This window comes from Nocardioides anomalus (genome assembly GCF_011046535.1).
Taxonomy (GTDB): domain Bacteria; phylum Actinomycetota; class Actinomycetes; order Propionibacteriales; family Nocardioidaceae; genus Nocardioides; species Nocardioides anomalus.
The window spans coordinates 1,106,664-1,125,978 of the sequence record NZ_CP049257.1 but is presented as its reverse complement, the minus strand read 5'-3'; the positions used below and the strand labels follow the sequence as shown (position 1 = coordinate 1,125,978).

The following is a 19,315-nucleotide window of genomic DNA, read 5'->3' as shown; positions in this document are numbered from 1 at the left end:
GGCGCGCCGAACCGGGTGGTTCCGTCGGGTCTGCGGGCTCTACTGCTCCAGCTCGGCGAGGAGCCAGGCAGGCCCCAGCGACGAGGCGCCCTTGCTGGCGGCGCGGGCCTGGAGCATCCGGTCGGCGGTCACCACGGTGACCACGTCGCCGGGCCGGTCGGCCTGGGCCACGATCTCGTCGTCGCCGCTGCCCTTCGCGTGCACCACGCGGACGTCGCCATCGCGGCCGGCCCTCACCCCGCCCTTGGCCCCGCCCTCGAGGACCAGCACGACCTCGTCGTAGGCCAGGTCGGCCACGAGCAGGCGTTCGTGCAGGCGGCGGGCGGCGCCGGGGCGGTCCTTCCACCAGCCGTCGGGACGGCTGCCGACGACGTTCGCGCCGTCGACGACCAGGACGCGAGCCACGGCCCCATCATCGCCCGGACGCCCTAGGGTGGGCGCCGATGACCCCCTCCCCCCGGTCGCTGCTGGCCGCCGTCGCGGCCCGGTGGCCGACGGTGCTGGCGTGGTTCCTGGCCGGGTGGCTGGCGCGGGTGCTGCTGGTCCGGCTGGCCGGCCACGCCGGGAACGTCGACGCGGTCTGGGGCCTGCTGGTGCTGCCGCTGGCGGTGCTGGCGCGGCTGGTGAGCTACGTGGCCATCTTCATCGTGGTCCGCGACGCGCTGGCCCGGGCCGGGGCCGAGCCGGCGACGGAGCCCCTGTCGCGCCGGCAGCGGACGCGGGAGCTGGGCGGTGCGCTGCTGGAGGCGGTGCTGCCGTTCCTCATCATCTACGCGGCCTGGGCGATCATCGATGAGGACGTGGTGGCCTACGCCCGCGCCTCGCTGGACCTCGACACGGTCGGCGGTGACGCACTGTCGGTGTCCATCGGCTGGCTGTCGGTCACGATGGTGGTGGTCGCCTTCGGGCTGCGGATGGTGCTCGAGCGCCTGGAGGAACGCCGTCCGCAGTGGACCGGCGCGGTGCTGGCCTACCTCGAGGCGGTCTGGGCGCTGGTCACCGTCCTCGTGCTGCGCACGCTCCTGGGCGGCGTACCGGAGTGGCTGACCTCGCGGCGGATGGTGGCGTGGCTGCTCGACCGGGTCGACGACCTGCGGGCCGAGTTCGCCTGGGTCGGTGATCTTCTCGACGGCATCGGCCCGGTGTGGTCGGTGGTGAGCGACGTGGCGCTGCTGCCGCTGGCCTGGCTCGCGCTGGCCGGCGTGGTCTTCGCCGGCGCGCTGCACGACGGCGACGACCCGCGGCACGTGGTGCGCGTCCGCGAGCGGTACGGCCGGCTGTCCTCACGCTGGCAGCGCGCCGTGGAGCTGGCCAGCCGGGAGGTGGTCGAGCGCTGGGAGCCGGTACGCCGGGTGGCGACGCTCGCGTGGCGGGCGGGACCGCTGCCGGTCGCCACGTACCTCCTGGCCTTCGCGGTCGTCACCGCCGCCCCGGCGTGGCTGAGCGTCGGGTTCGAGCACCTGGCCGGGCCGCACCCGCGGGCGTGGTGGGCGGGGACGTCCGGCCTGGTCGACCTGGCGACGGACGTGGTGGTCGTGCCGCTCCAGCTGGCCGTGGTCGCGGCCGCGCTGTCCCTGCTCAGCGCGCGGGCGCGCCGGCCAGGTCGAGCCGCACCGCGGGCACCGCTGCCGGCGGCCTCGTGACCTCCAGGTCGACCCGGCCGGCGACCTCCGTCGGGACGACGAAGGCCTCCTGCAGCTCGTAGGGCGCGGTCTCCTCGTCGTCGCAGTAGGTCGCGAAGCGGTCGGGCGCCGACCAGCTCGTCTCGGTGAAGGAGGCCGCGTCCCACCGCGTGCCCTCCGCTCCGCCGTCCACGAGCGCCAGGCCGCAGATCCCCAGGGGGTCGTCGGCGTCCGGCACCACCTGCAGCGTGACCACGACCAGCGTGGCGTCCTCGGCCACGTCCAGCCGCTCTCCGGCCCGGCTCCCGCCCACGACCGACCGCGTGCCGGTGACCGTGAAGGCCGTGCCCTCGAGGACCGCGGGCGCGCCCGCCGCCACCGCGGACTCCCCCGGCAACGAGTCGCGGTAGGGCCTCCCGTCCAGGTGCAGCGTCCACCCCACCGTCCCGGCGCCGAGGAGCCCGGCGAGCACGAGCGCCGCCGCCTCGCGCCGCAGCCAGCGGCTCACCGGGTCACCACGTGGTCACCACGTCACCGCGTCGTCCGCTCGGGCGCGGTGAGCTCGACCAGCGCCTCGGGCTCCAGGTCCGTGAGGTCCACGGGCACCTCGACCACCGAGTCCAGACGCGGGTCCGACTCGGTCGCGAACCGCACGCGCGCCTCGCCGCCGTCCGCACGCAACGCGGCGGCGGGCACCTCGAAGACCAGGGTGCCGCGCACGGGCAGCCGGGGCGACAGGCGCGCGGCGCCGAGGGCGGCGTCCCCCGGCCGGTCGGACGCGTCGTAGCGGCGGTCCCCGAGCCACAGGCTCGCGTCGAGGGAGGCGGCGCGCAGCGTCGTCTCCGCCGTCGCCGCGACGACGACCCAGACGCCGTCCGTCGTACCGGTCCACTCGCCGTCCGTGACCCGCGTCGCCAGCCCCACGTCGTCCACCCGCGCGCCGACCGTACGGGCCTGGCCCCAGTCCCCCGCGTCCGCGGCGACCACGAACGGCGCGACCTGCTCCTCCTCGCTCGGGGTGGTGCGGTGCGCCACGACCGCGGCGGCGGTGAGGACGAGCGCGAGCACGAGGGCCTTCACGACACCGGCACCTCCACCACCGCGCCGACGCGGTAGTCCGTGGGCACCAGCCCGGAGGCGACCCGCGACTCGATCTCGGTCCAGTCGACGACCTGGACCCGCAGCGTGTCGCCCGGTGCCACGGTGTCGCCCTCGAGCTCCCAGGCGAAGAGGACCTCGGCGGGCAGCCCCGGCTGCACGGCGGCCGACCGGCTCTGCGGGTCGCGCGCCACCGTGACCGTGCTCGCCGGGCCCAGGTCCACCCCGGCCGGCACCAGGAGGTCGCCGGTCGCGTCCCGGGTCCGGTCGGTGCGGTTGTCCACCCGCGCGCGGACGACCAGGAACCGCGTCCCCGGCTCCGGGTCGAACGACGACGCCGGGTCCCGGTCGGTCACCTCGGCGCTCAGCACGCTCGTGGCGAACGGGTCCGACACGTGCCGCTGCCCGGGCGCCAGCCGCTGCGCCGAGGCGTCGGCGCGGTCGACGTGGTCCCACCCGCCGAGGGGCACGGCCAGCAGCAGCGCCACGACCACCACGAGCGCGGCCCACAGCCAGCCCGGGACGCGTCGCACGGCTCGACCGTACTGGACGTGAAGAGAGCCGGCGGGGCGCACAGGGTCGACTCGATCCCCCAATCAGTCGACCCAGAGCCGCCCCACCGGCCCTCGCCCTTCAAGAGTGGCATGCCCGGCCCCAGATACGTTCTTGTTGTCTGGACCTCTGATGCTGGAGGGACTCGGGGGCCTACGGTGAACACAGCCGTGTCGCCGCTTCGATCCCCCAAGCGGCGGCGCGGCCCGAGCGCGCTCCGGGCCTCGCGCCCCACAATCTTGGGTACGCCGGGCGCCGACGCCCCACCGGCCCCGTCCCGCGTGCCAGGCTCAGGACCTGCGCCCCTCCGGCTGTCCCCGTGGCTGGAGGGGCGCTCTGCTGCCCGCCCGCCGGGGCCGACCGGCTACTTGAGGAACTTCGAGAAGTCCTTGGGCAGCTCGAGCGCCGCCGCGGCCTTCTCGTAGTCGACCTCGTCGCCGCCGGGGTTGCCGAACGGGTTGGCGGCCGTGGCGGCCGCCTTCTCCTTGGCCGCCGCGGCGTCCTGGGCGGCCCGGGCCGGGTTGCCGGAGACGCGGCGACCCTTGCCCTTCTTCTGCTGGGCCTTCTGCTTGCCGCGCTTGCCGCCACCGGCCATGCCCGGCATGCCGGGCAGCCCGGGCATGGCGCCCTTGGCGAACTGCTGCATCATCTTGCGCGCCTCGAAGAAGCGGTCGACCAGGCTGTTCACGTCCGAGACCTGGCGGCCCGAGCCCTTGGCGATGCGCGCGCGGCGCGATCCGTCGATGATCTTGGGGTTGGCCCGCTCGGCCGGCGTCATCGACTGGATGATCGCCTGGATCCGGTCGATCTCGCGCTCGTCGAAGTTGTCCAGCTGCTCGCGGAACTGGCCCATCCCGGGCAGCATCCCCATGATCTTCGACATCGAGCCGAGCTTGCGGACCTGCTGCATCTGCTCGAGGAAGTCGTCGAGGGTGAACTCGCCCTGACCGCCCAGCAGCTTGCCCGCGGCCTTGGCCGCCTGCTCCTGGTCGAAGGTCTTCTCGGCCTGCTCGATCAGGGTGAGCATGTCGCCCATGTCGAGGATGCGCGAGGCCATCCGGTCGGGGTGGAACAGGTCGAAGTCGGTCAGCTTCTCGCCGTTGGAGGCGAACATGACCGGCCGGCCGGTCACCGACGCGATGGACAGCGCGGCGCCACCGCGCGCGTCGCCGTCGAGCTTGGTGAGCACGACGCCGTCGAAGCCGACGCCGTCGAGGAAGGCCTGCGCGGTGTTGACGGCGTCCTGACCGATCATCGCGTCGACGACGAACAGCACCTCGTCGGGCTGCACGGCGTCGCGGATGTCCGCGGCCTGCTGCATCAGCTCGGCGTCCACGCCGAGGCGGCCCGCGGTGTCGACGACGACGACGTCGTAGAGCTTGCGCTTGGCCTCCTCCAGCGACTCCCGCGCGACCGCGACCGGGTCGCCGGTGCCGTTGCCCGGGGACGGCGCGAAGACGGGTACGCCGGCGCGCTCGCCGTTCACCTGGAGCTGCTGGACGGCGTTCGGGCGCTGCAGGTCGCAGGCCACGAGCACCGGGCTCTTGCCCTGCTCCTTGAGCCACAGCGCCAGCTTGGCCGCGAGCGTGGTCTTGCCGGCGCCCTGGAGGCCCGCGAGCAGGATGACCGTCGGGCCGGACTTGGCGTAGCGCAGTCGCCGCGTCTCGCCGCCGAGGATCGTCACGAGCTCCTCGTTGACGATCTTGACGATCTGCTGGGCGGGGTTCAGCGCCTGGCTGACCTCCTCGCCGCGCGCCCGCTCCTTGACCGCGGCCACGAACTCCTTGACCACCGGCAGCGCGACGTCGGCCTCGAGCAGCGCGATCCGGATCTCCCGGGCGGTCGCGTCGATGTCGGCCTCGGACAGCCGGCCCTTCCCGCGCAGGTTGCGGAAGGTGTCGGCGAGGCGGTCGGACAGTGTGGCGAACAAGGGGGTTCCTCAACGCTGGAGGGGCTGGGACAACCTCATCAGCCTACCGGCGCAGCCCGCTCCGGGCCGACGCGGCGGCGGGCCGCGGCGGGGTCCAGTTTCACCGGCCGGCCGGTGAAACTCACGCTTGGAGTACGAAACCCACGCCGCAGACGCCAGTTTCGTACTCCCAGGTCAGCCGGCCAGCGCAGCCCGCACCGCATGAGCGGCCTCGGCGGCCCGCTGGTCGCCCAGCGCGCCGGCGGCGGCCTCCTGGAGGTAGAACACGTCGACGGCCTGCGGACCGAGCGTGTCCACGTGCGCGGACCGCACGGCGACGTCGAGGCGAGCCAGCGCGGCGCAGACCAGGTAGACCACCCCGGGCCGGTCGGCGGCGCGCACCTCCAGCACGGTGGCCTGCGCCGACGCCTCGGGGCGTACGGCGACGGTCGGCTCGAGCGCCTGGGTGGCCGGCGGGGCCAGGCGGGGCGCGGGGTCGATGCGGCCGTCCTGGATGGCCTCGAGGCGCGCGCGGAGGACGCCGGCGTCGACGTGCTCCTCGGCGACCTCCCAGACCGAGACGCCGTACTGGTCCTGCGACCACACCCGCGCGGCGCGGACGCTGATGCGCTGGAGGGCGAACATCGCGGCGAAGTCGGCCAGGAGGCCGACCCGGTCGACGGCGATGACGGTGACACGGGAGCCGTCGGGGACGGGCTCGACGGTGATCGCGGGCAGGTCGGCGGGGACCGCGAGGTCGTCGTTGGCCACCGGCGGGAGCCCGGCGCCGGAGGCCAGGGCGGCGCGGGTCCGCCGGGCCAGGTCGAGGATGAGGCCCGAGCGCCAGGACGACCAGGCCTTGGGCGAGGCCGCCCGGGCGTCGGCCTCGGTGAGCACGGTGAGCAGGTCCAGCGCCTCGACCGAGCCGAGCCGGGAGGCCAGGGCGGCCACGGTGGCGGGGTCGTCGGGGTCGCGGGTGGTGGCGGTCTCGGCCAGCAGCAGGTGCCAGCGGACCAGCAGCGCGATGAGGTCGACCGACGACGGCTCGAAGCCCATCCGGGTCGCGATCGCCCGGGCCAGCGGCTCGCCCGCGACGCTGTGCTCGGTGAGCGAGCCCTTGCCGATGTCGTGCAGCAGCGCGGCGACCATGAGCACGTCGGGCCGCCCGACGTTCCGGATGAGCGCGGAGGCCTCGATGCAGGTCTCGACCACGTGCCGGTCGACGGTGAAGCGGTGGATGGCCGAGGCGTGGGGCAGCAGCCGGATCCGCTCCCACTCCGGCAGCACGCCGCCCAGCGCGCCGGTCTCCTCCAGCGTCTCCCAGGTCGCGAGCAGCCCGCGCCCGGACGCGAGGAGACGCACCAGCAGCTGGCGGGCCTCGGCCGGCCAGGGGTCGGGCAGCGGCGCGCACTCGCGGGCCAGCCGGGCCGCGGTCGGCGGCGCGAGGACGACGTCACGCTCGGCGGCCTCGGCGGCCGCGCGCAGCAGCAGGGCGGGGTCCGCGGCGGGGCGGGCCCGCCGGTCGAGCACGATCTCGTCGTCGGCCAGGGACACGCCCTCGGCCACCGGCGTCAGCGCGGGCCGGCGCACGCCGACGTGGGCCGGGCGCTTGAGCACGTCGTCGACCCGGCGCCAGGTCAGCCGGGACAGGTGGGTGATCCGGCGGCCGAGCTCGCGCACGTGGACCTGCGCGGCCCGGGCGTCGGGTACGCCGAGCCGCGGCGCGAGCTCGCCCCACAGCTCCGGCGCGATCCGGTCGGTGGCCCGCCCGGCCAGGTCGTGGACGTGGTCGCGCACGTCGAGCAGCGCGAGCCGGCTCCGCTCGAGCTCGACGTGGGGCACGTCGACCAGCCAGGTCGCCACGAGCGCCTTGAGCACGGTCGCGTCGCGGACGCCGCCCTCGGCCTCCTTGAGGTCCGGCACCGACTCGTGGGCCAGCTCGCCCATGAGGTCGTGCCGCTGCCGGACCAGCCGGTGCAGGTCGGGCAGCCGCTCGCGCGCCGTGCGCCGCCAGTGGGCCAGCATCGTGGTGCGCAGCCGCAGGGTGAGGTTCGGGTCGCCGGCCACGTGCCGCACGTCGAGCAGCCCGGTGGCCACGCGCAGGTCGCCGTCCGCGGCGGCGAGCATCTCGGGCAGGGTGCGGACCGAGTGGTCGACGTTCGCGCCGGAGTCCCAGAGCGGGTACCACAGCTGGCCGGCCACCTGGCCGAGCAGCTGCTCGTCCGCGCCGGTGCCGTCCCGGTCGGACACGAGCACCAGGTCCAGGTCGGAGTGCGGCGCGAGCTCGCCGCGCCCGTACCCGCCCACCGCCACCAGCGCGAGCCCGGTGTCCGGGGCGCCGACGTCGGCCCACGCCTTGGCGCACAGGGCGTCGGCGTCCGCGGTGCGGCGGGAGCGCTCCTCAGACGTCAAACAGCCGACCCGTCCGTCTCGCCGGTGCGGACGCGCACGACGCTGTCGACCGGGACGACCCAGACCTTGCCGTCGCCGATCCGCCCGGTCTGCGCGCTCTTGGTGATCGCGCCGACCACGGCCTCGAGGTCGGCGTCGTCGACGACGATCTCCAGGCGCACCTTGGGCACCAGCGCGATGTCGTACTCCGCGCCGCGGTAGACCTCGGTGTGGCCCTTCTGCCGGCCGTAGCCGCTGACCTCGCTGACGGTCATGCCGGTGACGCCGACGGCCTCCAGGGCGACGCGGACGTCCTCCCACTTGTGCGGCTTGACGACCGCGGTCACGAGCTTCACGACATGCCTCCTGGGGTGCTGCGGGTGGGCCGATCATGTCACCGGCCCGCCCCTCCGCAGCGGAGGGCCGGGCCGGTGGACACGCGGTGGCGCCGGGCCTAGAGGGCGGCGGCGTCGCGGTCGCCGGTGCGCACCCGGACGACGGTCTCGACGGGGCTGACCCACACCTTGCCGTCCCCGATCCGGCCGGTCTGCGCGGTCTTGACGATGATCCCGGTGACGTCCTCGACGTCACCGTCGTCGACCACGATCTCGATGCGGATCTTGGGCACGAGCGCGATGTCGTACTCCGCGCCGCGGTAGACCTCGGTGTGGCCCTTCTGGCGTCCGTACCCGCTGACCTCGCTGACGGTCATGCCGGTCACGCCGAAGGTCTCCAGCGCCTCGCGGACGTCCTCCCACTTGTGCGGCTTGATGACCGCGGTCACGAGCTTCACGCGTTGGCTCCTTCGTTGCGGACCGAGGGGGCGACGGGTGTGGTCGCCGCGGCCAGGACGCCAGTGCTCCCGCCGCTGCCACCACCGGTGTGGATGTCGTACGCCGACTCGCCGTGCTCGGCCACGTCGATGCCCTCGACCTCGGCGTCCTCGTCGAGGCGCAGGCCGAGCGTGTACTTGATGGCCAGGCCGATGACCAGCGTGATGATGCCGGAGTACAGGATCGCCACCAGCGCACCGAGGGCCTGGTCGCCGAGCGAGCCGAGCCCGCCGCCGTAGAAGAGGCCGTCGATCCCGCCTGCGCCCTCGGAGGTCGAGAACAGGCCGATGAGGACGGTGCCGATGATGCCGCCGACCAGGTGCACGCCGACCACGTCGAGCGAGTCGTCGTACCCGAGCTTGTACTTCAGCCCGACGGCCCAGGCGCACACCGCGCCGGCGATGAGGCCGATGGCCACCGCGCCACTGAGGTTGACCGCGCCACAGGCCGGGGTGATGGCGACCAGGCCCGCGACGATGCCCGAGGCGGCGCCCAGCGAGGTGGCCTTCTTGTGCAGGATCCGCTCGACGACGAGCCAGCCGATGATCGCGGCCATGGTGGCCAGCGTGGTGTTGGCGAAGGTGCGCCCGGTCTCGGAGAAGAAGCGGGCGTCGAAGGCGTCGCCCTCCTCGCCGGCGAAGACGATCGAGCCGACGTTGAAGCCGTACCAGCCCATCCACAGCAGACCGGCGCCGAGCATGGTGAGGGTCAGGTTGTGCGGGCGCATCGGGTCCTTGCCGAAGCCGAGGCGCTTGCCCAGCAGGATCGCCAGGACCAGGCCCGCCATGCCGGCGTTGATGTGGACCGCCGTGCCGCCGGCGTAGTCCTGCGCGCCGATCCGACCGCAGATGAGCGAGTTGTCGGTGCAGCTGAACACCATGTGCGCCATCGGGAAGTAGCACAGCAGCGCCCACAGCGGGGTGAAGACGACCCAGGCGGAGAACTTGAGGCGGTCGGCCACCGCGCCGCTGATCAGGGCGACGGTGATGACCGCGAAGGTGAGCTGGAACATCACGCCGATGTAGGTGTCGGTGGTGACCCCGTCGAGCCAGAACAGGTCGAACGGGTTGTGGAAGAACGTGCCCTCCCCACCGAAGCCCATCGACCAGCCCACGGCGACGTAGAGGATGCCGACGATCGCGACCGCGATGTAGGACATCATCATCATGTTCAGGACCGACTTGGACCTGGACATGCCGCCGTAGAAGAGCGCCAGCGCGGGGACCGTCATCATCAAGACGAACGCTGTCGCGATGAGCATGAACGCGTAGTAGCCGTCCACAGAACCTCCATCGAAGTGGACCCATGACTGGGCTGAGCGGGACCGGCCCTCGGGTGGACGACGTTGTCGCGGCCACACTCCCGCTCTGTTGACGTGAACCCTGGTGGCGCGACGTTTCGCCCCCATCGGCACTGTGTTGCGGGCATGCAACGGGTTCCCGCCCGGTGTTACTTCGGTGTTACGCGCGCCGGTCCGCAATGATGGCGCCGTGAGCGCGCCCCCGTTCGAGCCCGCCTGGGCGCGCCTGGTCCACGCCTGGCTGGCCTCCGACGACCCCGACGCGCTGCTGCGCGACGCCCTCGAGCGCGGCGTGCACGCGCTGACGCTCCCGCCGGCCGAGGGGTACGGCGTCGGGCAGGGCCGGCGCTGCGAGATCGCGCTCGTGAGGCTGGCCGGCGCGGTGGACGAGGCCGGCTACCTGGCCCACAACCCGCCTCAGGCCGAGCGCGGCGCCGAGCCCGTCGACCACTTCTGCCGCCGGGGCTGGCGGATGCTGCGCAACCCGTCGCTGGAGTTCGACGTGTGGTGGTACTGGGCGTCCTACCTCGACCCGGCCGACGACTCCGAGACCGCCACCAACCCGCTGGTCCACTACCTGCTCGACGGGCGGCACCGCGGTCTGCTCCCCCTCCCCCGCCGGGTCGGGCGGGCGCCACACTCCCTGCCCGTGGGGCCGCGCCGGGCCTGCCTGTTCGCGGCGTACGACGCGCAGGGGCTGGTCGACGACACGGTGGTGGCCTACGTCGCCGAGCTGGCCCGGCACGCGGACGTCTTCGTCTGCTACGACGGCTCGCTGCAGGACGGGCAGCTGGACCGCCTGGCGCCGCACGTCGCCGGCGCGTGGGTCCGCGACCAGGGCGCGCACGACTTCGGCTCTTGGAGCGTGCTGGCCCGCGAGCTGGTCGGGTGGGAGGCGCTGGCGGCCTACGACGAGGTGCTGCTGGTCAACGACTCGTGCTGGCTGGTGCAGCCGCTGGACGACGTCTTCGCGCGGATGGACGCGCGCACCTGTGACTTCTGGGGCCTGCAGCTCACCGCCCGCCGGTTCGAGCCCGAGCCGCTCCAGCCGCAGGAGGTCCCGCTGGAGGAGGTGAAGCGGTCCTGGCTCCCGCCCACGGCGTACCGCCACCTCGAGCTGGTCCACGTCGGTTCCTACTTCCTGGCCCTGCGCCGACCGGTCCTCGACGACCCGGGGCTGCGGCGGCGGCTGGACACGGTGCGGCCACAACGCGACCGGACCAACCTGGTGCAGAAGTACGAGACCGGGCTGACGCAGTACCTCGTGGGCCAGGGCTTCGAACTCTCCACCTGGGTGCCGGCGCTGCTGCCCAACCACCCGGTCTACGGACCCCGCGCCTTCACGCTCCTGGCCGACGGCTTCCCGGTGTTCAAACGACGCTTCCTGGTGGACAACCCCTACGACACCCCCGGGCTCGAGGACTGGCAGGAGCGCATCCGCGCCGCCGTGCCCGACGCACCGGTCGACGCCTTCGCGCGGCACCTGCAGCGGCTGCACGGCTGAGACCTATCCTCGGTCCGGTGGCGAGACTGGCGGTGCTGGCGCACTTCGACCCGCGCGGCGCCGTCGGCCCCCACGTCCGCCGGCAGGCCGAGGCGCTCGCCACGGCCGTCGACGACCTCGTCGTCGTCAGCACGGCGGAGCTGACCGACGCCGCTCGCACCTTCCTCTCCTCGGTCGGCCGGCTGGTCGAGCGGGAGAACACCGGCTACGACTTCGCCTCCTACCGGGCGGGCCTGGGGACGCTCGACCTCGAGCGCTACGACGAGGTCACCATCACCAACGACTCCTACGTGGGCCCGCTGGTGGCGGCCCGGTCGGTGTACGCGCGGCTGGCCGGGCGCGAGGCCGACTTCTGGGGGCTGACGGAGACCGACCGGGTCAAGCACCACGTGCAGAGCTTCTTCGTCACCTTCCGGCGCAGCGCGATCGAGTCCGAGGCGTTCCGGAGGTTCTGGGGTGAGCTGGCCGTGCTCGACGACCGGTCCCAGGTCATCCGCCAGCACGAGGTGGGGCTGAGCCGTCGCCTCTACAAGGCCGGACTGCGCTCGGCGGCGTACTACACCGAGACAGAGGTCGACCGGCGCACCGCCCGTCGCCGGGTGCGGTGGTGGGCGCTGCGCCGTACCGGCCTGCCGAAGACCCGGGCCGACGTCGCGCTGCTCCGCAAACGTGGAGCGGTGCCGTGGAACCCGTCCACCGCGCTCGCCGACCGCGCCCTCGACGGCGGGCGGCTGCCCTACGTGAAGATCGACGTGCTGCGCCACGACCCCTACGGCCTCGGTGCGGGACGACTGCTGGACCTCTGCGAGCAGGAGCTGCCCGAGGCCTTCGAGGGGGTCCGCGGCTTCCTGGCCGACACCGCGCGGTTCTACCCGACCCGACCGGCCGAGGTGCTCCAGCCGGTGCCGGTGGTGGCGCAACCGCTGCGCCGGCTGGTGGAGTACGGCCGTGCCTGACCTGCCCCCGTCGCTGGTCGACACGGAGTGGGTCGAGGCGCAGCGGGCGGTCGGCGTCGACGACCCGTCGCCGCACCCGCTGCTGGAGCTGGACTGGGCTGCGCCCGGCCGGCCGTGGGGCGCGGGCAGCGCGGTCGAGTGGTACCTCGCCGACCCCGAGCACCGCACTCGCTCGACCCATCCGCTCTTCGCGCTGGCCGTCCTGGACGAGCTCCTGCCGCACGCCCGGAACCACCCGCTCGGTCCGGCCGCGGCCTGGCTGGAGCACGTCGGCGGCTCGCTCGACGCGGTCCTGCCCGCGCGCGCCGACTCGCCTGCGTTGACCCTGGGCCGGCTGCGCGAGCTGGCCCTGTCCGCGCTGCACAGCGCGGTGAGCGTCCCCGCCGGCTCGGGCGGCGTGAGCCTGGTCCTGCCGGTCGGCGCCGAGGTGGCCCGCACCGTCAACTGGATCCGGTCGGCCGCCGAGGCCGGCGTCGAGCTCGTCCCCGTCGCCGGCGAGCTCCCGCGCAGCCACCGGGTGCTCGCCGACACCGTCGCAGCGGCGTACGGCGTCCGGCCCGTGCTGCGCCACGACGGACCCGACCGGGTCTCCGCCGCGGTCGCGGCCGCCGCCGGCTCGCGGCTGGTGCTGGTGCGACCGGGCGCGGTCCCCGACGCCGCAGCGGCGGTGCGGCTCGCCGGAGTGCTCGACGACCCCGGCGTGGCCGCCGCGCAGCCCCTCCTGGTGGACCGGTCCGACGTCGTGGTGAGCGCCGGCGGGGCCTTCGTAGCCGACGGGCTGGCCTCGCACCTCCAGGGGCACGCTCCCCGTGACGCCGAGGTCCTCGGCCGCGTCGACGTGCCCACCCTGCTCTCCCCGGTCGTCGCACTGCCGCGCGCGGCCTGGGACGCGGCGTGGGGCTTCGCGCCCCTGGACGAGGTGGGGCTCGGACTGCGCCTGCGCAAGCGCGGCCGGGTCGTCCTCGAGCCGTCGGTGCGGATGACGTGGGTCAGCGGCGGGCTGCCCGGCTCGCCCGCGTGGCACCGGACGCGGTCCTCGTTCTCCGGCCGTGCGCCCGAGGCGTCGCCCCGCGCGCACGTGGTCGAGGGCACCGGCCGGCTGCGCTGGACCATCGACACCGCAGCGACGGCCGGCGCCGCGGGCGAGACCTGGGGCGACCTGCACTTCGCCCGCTCACTGGCCGCCGCCCTGGAGCGGCGTGGCCAGCACGTCGCGGTCGACCCGGCGCCCGCTCGCGAGCGGTGGAGCCGCGAGCTCGACGACGTGGTGCTGGTGCTGCGCGGCCTGGACCGCGTGGTCCCGCGGCCGGGCCCGCGGCACGTGCTCTGGGTGATCAGCCACCCCGAGGACGTCGCCGCCGAGGAGGCCGCGGCGTACGACCTGGTGCGGGCAGCCAGCCTCTCCTGGTCCCGCACGCGGAGCGCCGAGTGGGGGCTGCCGGTCGAGCCCCTCCTGCAGTGCACGGACGTGGCCCTCTTCCATCCCCAGCGGGCCGAGCCGGACAGCGGGGCTCCGGTGCTGTTCGTCGGCAACCGCCGCGGTGCCGCCCGGCCCGCGCTGGACGGCGCGCTGGCGGCGGGGGTCGAGGTGACGGTGTACGGCTCGGGGTGGCGACCGATGCCCGTGGCGGGCACGCAGGTCCCGAACGCCGACCTCGGCGCCCTCTACGCGGCGGCCGGCGTGGTGCTCAACGACCACTGGAGCGACATGCGGCGCGAAGGGTTCCTGTCCAACCGGCTCTTCGACGCCGCTGCGTGCGCCGCGCGGGTGCTCAGCGACGACGTCCCCGGCATCGCGGAGGTCTTCGGCACCCAGGTCCGGACCTTCACCGACCCGTCCGAGATCGGACCGCTGCTCGCCGAGGCGCCCCAGGGTTGGCCGGCGTACGACGAGCGGCTCCGGCTCGCTGAGCGCGTGGCCCAGGAGCACTCCTTCGACGCCCGCGCCGCCGAGCTGCTGGACGCGGTGCTGGGGCTGCGCTAGCCGAGCAGGGCGTCCACGAACGCCTCGGCGTCGAACGGCGCGAGGTCGTCGGGGCCCTCGCCGAGGCCCACGAGCTTGACGGGGACGCCGAGCTCGCGCTGGACCGAGACGACGATGCCGCCCTTGGCCGAGCCGTCCAGCTTGGTCAGGACGACGCCGGTGACGTCGACGACCTCGGAGAAGACGCGGGCCTGGATGAGGCCGTTCTGGCCGGTGGTGGCGTCGATGACGAGGAGCACCTCGGTGACGGGGGCCTGCTTCTCGATGACGCGCTTGACCTTGCCGAGCTCGTCCATGAGGCCGGCCTTGTTCTGCAGGCGGCCGGCGGTGTCGATGATGACGGTGTCCACGCCGTCGTCCACGCCGTGCTTGACCGCGTCGAAGGCCACGCTGGCGGGGTCGGTGGCCTCGGCGCCGCGGACCACCTCGACGCCGACCCGGTCGCCCCACGTGGCCAGCTGGTCGACGGCGGCGGCGCGGAAGGTGTCGGCCGCGCCGAGGGTGACCCGGCGGTCCTCGGCCACGAGGATGCGGGCCAGCTTGCCGACGGTGGTGGTCTTGCCGGTGCCGTTGACGCCGACGACCAGGACCACGCCGGGCTTGCCGTCGGCGCCGCTGACCTGGAGGCGGCGGTCCATGGACGGGTCCACGATCTTCACGAGCTCCTCGCGGAGCGCGGTGCGGGCGTCCTCGGGCCGACCTTCGACCCGCAGCCGGGTGCGCAGGCCCTCGACGACCTGCTGGGTGGGCTGCACGCCCAGGTCGGCGGTGAGCAGCACGTCCTCGATGGACTCCCAGGTGTCCTCGTCGAGCCGGTCGCGGCTCAGCAGGGCCAGCAGCCCGCGGCCGAAGCCGCCCTGGGCGCCGGCCAGCCGCTGGCGCAGCCGGACCAGCCGGGTCGCGGTGGGCTCGGGCCGCTCGATGGTGGCCGGCGGCGCGCTCACCTCGACCGGCGGGGCGTCGGTGTCGGCGTCCGTCGCGGGCGGCGGGGTGACGATGACGTCGGTGTGGGTGTTGGGCAGCGGCGCGGGCTTGCGCCCGCGCACCAGGAACCCGACGACCGTGCCGACCAGCAGCACGGCGACGACGGCGATGATGAGGATCAGCAGCGCCAGAGCGGACATGCCGACCATCCAATCAGGAGCGGGTCAGGACTCCCGCACCAAGGGCGCGACGACGGCCCGGATCGCCTCCGGAATCGGCGTCACCGGCCGCGCCGGGTCGGTGTTGTCGACGTAGACGTGCACGAAGGTGCCCTCCGCCGCCGCCCGGTCGCCGGGGCCCTGGAAGAGCCCCACCTTGTAGGTGACCGACGACGTGCCCAGGCGCTCGACGTACACCCCGACCTCGACGGGCGCGGGGTAGCCTACCTCGGCGAAGTAGCGGCAGCCGACCTCGGCCACCACCCCGATGGCCGGGAGCCGGCGGATGTCGGTGCCGGTGGCCTGCTCGAGGTGGTTGTTGACCACCGTGTCGATGAGCTCGAAGTAGCGGGCGTTGTTCATGTGCCCGTAGACGTCGATGTCGGCCCAGCGGGTGGTGACGCTCTCCCAGTGGACGTAGCGGTCGCGGGTGGGACGCTCCCGCGGCACTAGGAGGCTTCCGCCTCGCGCAGCCGCTGGCTGATCACCGCGGAGACGCCGTCGCCGCGCATGGTCACGCCGTAGAGCGCGTCGCCGACCTCCATGGTCCGCTTCTGGTGGGTGATGACCAGGAGCTGGGAGTTCTCGCGGAGCTCCTCGTAGATCTCCAGCAGCCGGCCGAGGTTGGTGTCGTCGAGCGCGGCCTCGACCTCGTCGAGGATGTAGAACGGCGACGGGCGGGCCTTGAACAACGCCACCAGGAAGGCCACCGCGACCAGCGAGCGCTCGCCGCCGGAGAGCAGCGAGAGCCGCTTGACCTTCTTGCCCGGCGGGCGGGCCTCGACCTCGATGCCGGTGTTGAGCATGTCGTCGGGGTCGGTGAGGACCAGCCGGCCCTCACCACCCGGGAAGAGCCGCGCGAACGTCGCGTCGAAGGCCTTCTCGACGTCCTGGTAGGCCTCGCGGAAGACCTGCTCGACGCGGGCGTCGACCTCGCGGACGATGTCGAGGAGGTCCTTGCGGGTCTTGCGGAGGTCCTCGAGCTGCTCGCCGAGGAAGCGGTGCCGCTCCTCCAGCGCGCTGAACTCCTCCAGGGCCAGCGGGTTGACCGTGCCGAGCATGGAGAGCTCGCGCTCGGCCTGGCGCAGCCGCTTGGCCTGCTCCTCGCGGACGAACGGCGTGGGCTCGGGCTCCTCGGCGCCCTCCTCGACGGCACCCGCGAAGGGCACCAGCTGGTCCGGGCCGTACTCGCTGACGAGTGCGTCGGCGGCGAGGCCGAGCTCGGTCAGCGCGCGCTCCTCGAGCTGCTCGATCCGCATCCGCTGCTGCTGGCGGGCCATCTCGTCCCGGTGGACGGAGTTGACCAGCTCGTCGTGCTCGCGGTTGAGGTCGCGCAGCTGCTTGCGCACGGCCAGCAGCGCCTCCTCGCGCCCCTTGCGGGCCTGCTCGACCTCGGCGCGCGCCGCGGCGGCCTGGGCGATGGAGCCGTCCAACCGGTCGAGCACGACCAGCACGGCGGCACCGACGGCCTGGGCCCGCTCGCCCTCGCGGAGCAGCCGGCGGCGCCGCTCGAGCTCGCGGGCGCGGGTCTCGCGCTCCTCGCGGGCGGCGCGCAGCAGCTGGTCGGCGCGGCCGTGCAGCGCGCGGGCGCGCTCCTCGGCGGTGCGCAGCGCGAGGCGCGCGTCCATCTCGCCCTGGCGGGCGGCGCGGGCGGCCTCGGCCAGCTCCTCGCGGCCGTCGGCGGCGTCCTCGAGCTCCGGCTCCTCCTCGGCGCGGGCCAGCCGCTGCTCGAGCTCCCCGAGCCCCTCGAGGTCCTTGGTCCGGGCCTCCTGGGCCTCGGCGATGGAGCGCTCGAGCCGCTCGGCCTCGCCGCGCGCGGCGCGGGCCTGGGCGCCGTACTGCCCGAGCTCCTCGGCCACCGCGGCCAGCGTCGCGTCGGACTCGTGGAGCTTGGCCAGCGCGACGTCGACGCCCTTCTGGGCCTCGTGGCGCTCGCGCTCGAGGCGGCTGGTGTCGAAGCCGAGCCGCTCGGTCGCGGCCACCGCCTCGGCCAGCTGGGCGGCGGCCTCGTCGACCGCGGCCTGGATCTCGATGAGGCTGGGCTGGCTGGCCGAGCCGCCGGCCGCCAGGTGGGCGCCGAGGAGGTCGCCGTCGCGGGTCACCGCGGTGAGCGAGGCGTCGCGCGCGACCAGGCCCCGCGCGGCGTCGAGGTCGTCGACGACCGCGATCCGGTCGAGCAGTCGGGCCAGCGCGGGGCGGACCTCGTCGGGGCAGGACAGCACGTCGAGGGCGTACGCCGCGCCGTCGGGCAGGGTGGGCCAGCCGCTCACGTCGTGGGCGGGACCGGAGCCGAGCAGCAGCTCGGCGCGGCCGAGGTCCTCGGTCTTGAGGTGGCCCACGGCGGCGACGGCCGCATCGGCGCTCTCTACCGCGACCGCGTCGGCGGCCGAGCCGAGCGCACTGGCCACGGCGGCCTCGTAGCCGCTGCGCACGGTGAGCAGCGCGGCCACCGAGCCGAGCAGCCCGGAGACCTGGTCGGAGGCGGCCAGCAGCGCGCCGGCGCCGTCCTTGCGGTTGAGGCCGATCTCGAGGGCGTCCTTGCGGGCGGCCAGTGCGCTGCGGTCGTTCTCGGCGCGCCGCATCTCCTCGCGGGCCTTGGCCAGCCGCTCCTCGAGGTCGGAGAGCTGGTGGGCGGCGGCCTCGTGCTCGGCGTCGAGGCCCTCCTCACCGGCGTCGAGGCCGGCGACCCGGGTCTCCAGGGCGGTGAAGTCGCGCTGGGCGCGGGCCGCGCGGGCCAGCGCGGCCTCGTGGGCCTGGGTGAGCCGGCCGATCTCGTCGTCGGCGGCCGCGGCCCGCGAGCGCAGGGCGTTGACCTGGCCGATGAGCCGGGCCATGCCCTCGCGGCGATCGGCCGCGGCGCGCTGCTGGCCGGCGACCCGGCGCTCCTCCTCGGCCACGGCGTCCTCGGCGGTGCGCCGGGCGGTGACGGCCTGCTCGAGGGTGCCGCGGTGCTGCTCGACCTCGGCCTCGATGGCCTGCTCCTGGGCCGAGACCTGCACGGCCTCCGCCTCGAGCGCCTCGGGGTCACGGCCGGAGCCGACCTCGCCGGTGGACACGCCCTCGGCGTTGCGGACCCGCTCGGCGGCCAGCGAGGCCGTGCCGCGCAGCCGCTCGCGCAGCCCGGACAGCGCGAACCAGGTCTCCTGGGCCTGGGCCAGCGCCGGCAGGTCCTCGCGCAGCGCGGCCTCGAGCGCGCTCTCGCGCTCGATGGCCTGGGCCTGGGCGCCCTCGACCTCCTGGCGCCGGGTGAGCAGCACGCTCTCGTCGGCCAGCTCCTGCTCCAGCGCCCCGCGGGCGGTGACCAGGTCGTCGGCCACCAGCCGCGCCTTGGCGTCGCGCACCGCGGCCTGGACGCCGGCGGCGCGACGGGCCACCTCGGCCTGGCGGCCCAGCGGCTTGAGCTGGCGGCGGATCTCGGTGAGCAGGTCGCCGAGGCGGGTGAGGTTGCCCTCGCAGGCGTCGAGCTTGCGGAGCGCCTTCTCCTTGCGCTTGCGGTGCTTGAGGACGCCGGCGGCCTCCTCCACGAAGCCGCGGCGGTCCTCCGGCGTGGCGTGCAGGATCTGGTCGAGCTGGCCCTGACCGACGATCACGTGCATCTCGCGGCCGATGCCGGAGTCGCTCAGCAGCTCCTGGACGTCGAGCAGCCGGCAGGGGGTGCCGTTGATGGCGTACTCCGAGCCGCCGGCGCGGAACATGGTCCGGCTGATCGTGACCTCGGAGTACTCGATCGGCAGCGCGCCGTCGGTGTTGTCGATGGTCAGCAGCACCTCGGCCCGGCCGAGGGGCGGGCGGCCGGAGGTGCCGGCGAAGATGACGTCGTCCATCTTGCCGCCGCGCAGCGACTTGGCGCTGGCCTCGCCCATGACCCAGGCCAGCGCGTCGACCACGTTGGACTTGCCCGAGCCGTTGGGGCCGACGATGCAGGTGATGCCCGGCTCGAGCTGGAGCGTGGTCGAGGAGGCGAAGGACTTGAACCCCTTGAGGGTCAGGCTCTTCAGGTACACGGGGGCTCCCTCGCAGATGA

16 protein-coding genes are annotated in these 19,315 nt (G+C 74.5%); 4 read left to right on the top strand and 12 right to left on the bottom strand.

Annotated features, from left to right (window positions below; translation table 11 throughout):
- Positions 1–39: 39 nt before the first annotated feature.
- Positions 40–405 (bottom strand): NYN domain-containing protein, encoded by a 366-nt coding sequence (locus G5V58_RS05815; RefSeq protein ID WP_165229699.1) that lies wholly within the window; start codon positions 403–405, stop codon positions 40–42.
- Positions 406–443: 38 nt separating this feature from the next.
- Between G5V58_RS05815 and G5V58_RS05810 the strand changes: the two genes are divergently transcribed.
- Positions 444–1,643, top strand: a complete 1,200-nt coding sequence (locus tag G5V58_RS05810) for a hypothetical protein (RefSeq protein ID WP_165229696.1) — start codon at positions 444–446, stop codon at positions 1,641–1,643.
- Here the strand turns inward: G5V58_RS05810 and G5V58_RS05805 are convergent.
- The 8 genes from G5V58_RS05805 to G5V58_RS05770 all read right to left on the bottom strand — a co-directional run bounded on the left by G5V58_RS05805 (position 1,579) and on the right by G5V58_RS05770 (position 9,687).
- The gene (locus tag G5V58_RS05805; RefSeq protein ID WP_165229693.1) at positions 1,579–2,130 is read right to left on the bottom strand and encodes a hypothetical protein; all 552 of its coding nucleotides are present in this window, start codon (positions 2,128–2,130) and stop codon (positions 1,579–1,581) included. The genes G5V58_RS05810 and G5V58_RS05805 overlap by 65 nt on opposite strands.
- 23 nt (positions 2,131–2,153) lie before the next feature.
- Positions 2,154–2,702 (bottom strand): hypothetical protein, encoded by a 549-nt coding sequence (locus tag G5V58_RS05800; RefSeq protein WP_165229690.1) that lies wholly within the window; start codon positions 2,700–2,702, stop codon positions 2,154–2,156.
- Positions 2,699–3,253 carry a hypothetical protein gene (locus tag G5V58_RS05795; protein WP_165229687.1) on the bottom strand — a complete coding sequence of 185 codons (555 nt, stop codon included), beginning with the start codon at positions 3,251–3,253 and terminating at the stop codon, positions 2,699–2,701. The genes G5V58_RS05800 and G5V58_RS05795 overlap by 4 nt, the downstream gene beginning before the upstream one ends.
- A gap of 383 nt (positions 3,254–3,636) precedes the next feature.
- Positions 3,637–5,202, bottom strand: a complete 1,566-nt coding sequence (gene ffh / locus G5V58_RS05790) for a signal recognition particle protein (RefSeq protein WP_165229684.1) — start codon at positions 5,200–5,202, stop codon at positions 3,637–3,639.
- A 174-nt stretch (positions 5,203–5,376) separates the two neighbouring features.
- A complete protein-coding gene (locus tag G5V58_RS05785; protein WP_165229681.1) occupies positions 5,377–7,593 on the bottom strand; it encodes a [protein-PII] uridylyltransferase in 2,217 nt (738 codons plus the stop codon).
- A complete protein-coding gene (locus G5V58_RS05780; protein ID WP_165229678.1) occupies positions 7,590–7,928 on the bottom strand; it encodes a P-II family nitrogen regulator in 339 nt (112 codons plus the stop codon). Before G5V58_RS05780 ends, G5V58_RS05785 begins: the two co-directional genes overlap by 4 nt.
- Positions 7,929–8,026: 98 nt before the next feature.
- Positions 8,027–8,365, bottom strand: a complete 339-nt coding sequence (locus G5V58_RS05775) for a P-II family nitrogen regulator (RefSeq protein ID WP_165229675.1) — start codon at positions 8,363–8,365, stop codon at positions 8,027–8,029.
- Positions 8,362–9,687, bottom strand: coding sequence for an ammonium transporter (locus G5V58_RS05770; protein WP_230487113.1), 1,326 nt, complete (start codon positions 9,685–9,687; stop codon positions 8,362–8,364). Before G5V58_RS05770 ends, G5V58_RS05775 begins: the two co-directional genes overlap by 4 nt.
- A gap of 208 nt (positions 9,688–9,895) precedes the next feature.
- On the opposite strand from G5V58_RS05770, the gene G5V58_RS05765 reads away from it, so the two are divergent.
- The 3 genes from G5V58_RS05765 to G5V58_RS05755 are packed head-to-tail and all read left to right on the top strand — an operon-like array spanning position 9,896 to position 14,149.
- Positions 9,896–11,209 (top strand): rhamnan synthesis F family protein, encoded by a 1,314-nt coding sequence (locus G5V58_RS05765; protein WP_165229672.1) that lies wholly within the window; start codon positions 9,896–9,898, stop codon positions 11,207–11,209.
- Positions 11,210–11,226: 17 nt separating this feature from the next.
- A complete protein-coding gene (locus tag G5V58_RS05760) occupies positions 11,227–12,165 on the top strand; it encodes a rhamnan synthesis F family protein (RefSeq protein ID WP_165229669.1) in 939 nt (312 codons plus the stop codon).
- On the top strand, positions 12,158–14,149 hold the full coding sequence (locus G5V58_RS05755) for a glycosyltransferase family protein (RefSeq protein ID WP_165229666.1): 1,992 nt from the start codon (positions 12,158–12,160) through the stop codon (positions 14,147–14,149). The genes G5V58_RS05760 and G5V58_RS05755 overlap by 8 nt, the downstream gene beginning before the upstream one ends.
- Here the strand turns inward: G5V58_RS05755 and ftsY are convergent.
- The 3 genes from ftsY to smc are packed head-to-tail and all read right to left on the bottom strand — an operon-like array spanning position 14,146 to position 19,295.
- Entirely contained in the window at positions 14,146–15,273 is a 1,128-nt protein-coding gene (ftsY, locus tag G5V58_RS05750) for a signal recognition particle-docking protein FtsY (RefSeq protein ID WP_165229663.1), read from the bottom strand. The genes G5V58_RS05755 and ftsY overlap by 4 nt on opposite strands.
- A 24-nt stretch (positions 15,274–15,297) precedes the next feature.
- The gene (locus G5V58_RS05745; RefSeq protein WP_165229660.1) at positions 15,298–15,741 is read right to left on the bottom strand and encodes an acyl-CoA thioesterase; all 444 of its coding nucleotides are present in this window, start codon (positions 15,739–15,741) and stop codon (positions 15,298–15,300) included.
- Positions 15,741–19,295, bottom strand: coding sequence for a chromosome segregation protein SMC (gene smc, locus G5V58_RS05740; protein ID WP_165229657.1), 3,555 nt, complete (start codon positions 19,293–19,295; stop codon positions 15,741–15,743). The genes G5V58_RS05745 and smc overlap by 1 nt, the downstream gene beginning before the upstream one ends.
- Between the last annotated feature and the right edge of the window lie 20 nt (positions 19,296–19,315).

Bases quoted from the DNA above. Each gene is read 5' to 3' on its own strand.
- G5V58_RS05810 (WP_165229696.1), top strand. From the start codon at position 444: ATGACCCCCTCCCCCCGGTCGCTGCTGGCCGCCGTCGCGGCCCGGTGG.
- ftsY (WP_165229663.1), bottom strand. From the start codon at position 15,273: ATGTCCGCTCTGGCGCTGCTGATCCTCATCATCGCCGTCGTCGCCGTG.